Annotated in this window: 3 protein-coding genes and 1 pseudogene; 1 reads left to right on the top strand and 3 read right to left on the bottom strand. The window is 69.3% G+C overall.

Translation table 11 applies throughout. The features are described from left to right. The 3 genes and pseudogenes from DSP71_RS06210 to DSP71_RS06200 form a co-directional block, all read right to left on the bottom strand. Nucleotides 1-387: pseudogene (locus tag DSP71_RS06210) on the bottom strand (molybdate ABC transporter permease subunit); the annotation flags it as partial. Then, on the bottom strand, nt 384-1,166 hold the full coding sequence (modA, locus tag DSP71_RS06205) for a molybdate ABC transporter substrate-binding protein (RefSeq protein ID WP_113680650.1): 783 nt from the start codon (nt 1,164-1,166) through the stop codon (nt 384-386). The pseudogene DSP71_RS06210 and the gene modA, both read right to left, overlap by 4 nt. 1 nt (nt 1,167) lies before the next feature. Next, on the bottom strand, nt 1,168-1,560 hold the full coding sequence (locus tag DSP71_RS06200) for a molybdopterin-binding protein (RefSeq protein ID WP_113680649.1): 393 nt from the start codon (nt 1,558-1,560) through the stop codon (nt 1,168-1,170). 120 nt (nt 1,561-1,680) lie between these two features. Here DSP71_RS06200 and DSP71_RS06195 point away from each other — a divergent pair. Next, the coding region (locus DSP71_RS06195) for a D-alanyl-D-alanine carboxypeptidase family protein (RefSeq protein ID WP_258546292.1) at nt 1,681-2,878 on the top strand (1,198 nt) is incomplete at its 3' end.

Below are 2,878 nucleotides of genomic sequence, written 5' to 3'. Positions count from 1 at the left end.
GGGCGTGCTGAAGGAGAGGCCGAGCCCGCCGAACCACCCCGCACGTCCGAACAGGTACAGCAGCGCGACGCCGCCCACCATCGGCGGCAGCACCAGCGGCACCGTGACGACGGCGCGGAGCACGGCGGCGAGCCGGGGGCCGGAACGGGCGATGTACAGCGCGAGCGGAACGCCGACGACGATGCAGAGCAGCGTGGCGACGAGACCGGTGCCGAGCGAGAGGAGGAGAGCAGAGAGGGCTGCCTGCGACGTCACATCGGCCAGGAACGTCGACCACTGCACACGCGCGACGAGAGCGATCAACGGCAGGATCAGGAAGGCCAGACCGATCGCAGCGGGGATGGCGAGCGCCCGCGGAGCGTACCCTCGACCCCCTGCTGCACTCATGGGGCTCCGAAGCCGAAGTCCGCCAGGATCCTCTGTCCGGCGTCCGACAGCACGAACGCCACGAACGCATCAGCCGCCTCGGCGTTCGGCGCGTCCGAGAGCGCGGCGATCGGGTAATGGTTGACGACTTCGTCCGCACCATCGGGCACGACTGCCTCGACATCGGAACGCCCGATCACGTCAGTGGCGTACACGAGTCCGGCATCGGCCTCGGACGCGGCGACCTTCGTGAGCACCGCCGTCACGTTCTGCTCGAGGCTGGACGCATCTACCGTCACATCCGCGGCGGCGAGCAGCTTCGCGGAAGCGGCACCGCACGGCACCTCCGGTGCACACAGCACCGTGGTCACGTCGGCCAGATCGGCGAGCGTCTCGACGCCGCCCGGGTTCCCGGAAGGCACCGCGATGACGAGGGTGTTGGAGGCGAACAGCGTCGGATCCGCGGTGACGTCGGCGGCCTTGTCCATGTTCGCCTCGTCGGCCGAGGCGAACACATCGGCCGGTGCGCCTTCGAGGATCTGCGTGACCAGTGTGGATGAGCCGTCGTACACCGGGCTGAACCGCACCTCCGGATTCTCGGCGACGAACGCCTCGCCGATGGCATCGAAGGCGCCGCTGAGCGATGCGGCGGCGTAGACCGTGAGGTCTCCACTCAGGCTGCTCTGCTCGGTGGTGGCCGATGGCGACGGCGTGCTCCCTGCCGTGCTCGCACAGCCGCCCAGGGCGAGGACGGCGGCGGCGAGGACGAGGACGGTGGAGCGGCGGAGCGTGCGGTTCATGTCAGTCTTTCGGGACCTCGACGACGACCTGCGTCGCCTTGACGGATGCGGTGGCGAGTGAGCCCACCTCGAGCTGCAGATCGCGGGCCGCCTCGGCGGACATGAGCGAAACGACGCGATGCGGCCCTGACTGGATGTCGACCTGCGCCATCAGCCCGTCGATCTGCACGCGCGTCACGATGCCGAGGAAACGATTGCGGGCGCTGGAGAGCACGGTCCCGGCATCCGTCTCCTCCGCGGCGAGCGCCTCGGCCCGTGCCGCGAGCGCGTCACCGGGGATCTCCGCCGGCGCCGCATCGGTGACCGGCAGCAATCCCTGCTCGATCCAGCGACGGACGGTGTCGTCGCTGACGCCGAGCAGTTGCGCGGCCCGGGCGATCCGATAGGTCTGCATGACAGGAATCTACCGCACGAGCGGAGAGATCAGGTCGATAGTTCCGATTCTGCGACACTCCGTCGTGTCCCCCGAATGGCCGATACCGCGCGGGCGGGTTCTCCGCCATGATGGCTCTCGATGACGGCGCCGAATCAACCACAGGACGGGCTGTCCGACTTCGCGGAGCTGATGGCCCGCGAACAGGAGTTCTCCACCCCTGACCGGATCCCCCCGGAGGTACGCAGACGGCGACGGCGCCGCGGCCTCGTCGCCACCGCCATCGTCGTCGTGCTGCTGCTTGCCGCGGCGGGCGGCTACGTCGGGTGGGCACTCACCGCTCCCGTGAGTCCGCCGGCGGTGTCGACGCAGATGCCGCAGGTCCCGGCAGCCGCTCCGGCATCGATCACCACGCCCCCGGCGGATGCCTCGGCGCTCAGCGTGGCGGGCGCTGACGTCTATCTCGGCGAAACGGCGAACGGCGTCTGGTCGTCGAGCGGCACGGGCGAGCCCCTGCCCATCGCGAGCATCACCAAGCTCATCACCGCCCTGGTCATCCTCGATGCCTCCCCGCTCGCCTCCGCCGACGACCCGGGTCCCACCATCACTTTCAGCAAGGCTGATCACGACCTCTACGACCGTTACTACGTCCTCGGGGCGACGATCGCACCCATGCCCACCGGCACCTCGATGTCGCTGCGCGATGCCCTGGCCGCCATGCTCATCCCCTCGGCCAGCAACTACGCCGATGCACTGTCCTCCCGGATCTTCGGGTCGCAGAACGCGTTCCTCGGCGCCACGCGAAACTGGCTCGCCGCCCACGGACTGACCGGCACGACGATCACCGAGCCCACGGGCATCAGTCCCCGCAACACCAGCACACCCACCGATCTCCTCGCGATCGGCAAACTCGCCGCGGCGAACCCCGTCATCGCCCAGATCGTGGCGACTCCGTCGATCACGCTTCCCGGCGCCGGCCTGCTCCACAACACCAACGGCCTCCTCGGGACGACGGGGATCACGGGATTGAAGACGGGCACGTTGGGCGAGGGCACCTACAGCCTGCTGTACACCGCGAGTCTGGCCGTCGGCACGGCCGAGCCGCTCGCGGTGACCGGGGTCGTACTCGGGGGAGCGTCGCGCGAGTCGGTCAACGCCGGTGTGCTCGCGGTGCTCGACAGCATCCGCGCCGGGTTCCACCAGATGCCGGTCGCGTCGGCAGGGCAGAAGGTGGGCACGATCACGACACCCTGGGGAGACAGTGCCCAGCTGCTCATCGACGAGGACGCGACGATCTTCACCTGGTCGGACACACCGGTCGTCGTGACGATGGACATCA

It is taken from the genome of Microbacterium sp. H6 (assembly GCF_003314775.1).
Classification (GTDB): Bacteria; Actinomycetota; Actinomycetes; order Actinomycetales; family Microbacteriaceae; genus Microbacterium; species Microbacterium oxydans.
The sequence above is the reverse complement of the archived record's forward strand: the minus strand, read 5'-3'. Positions and strand labels throughout refer to the sequence as shown.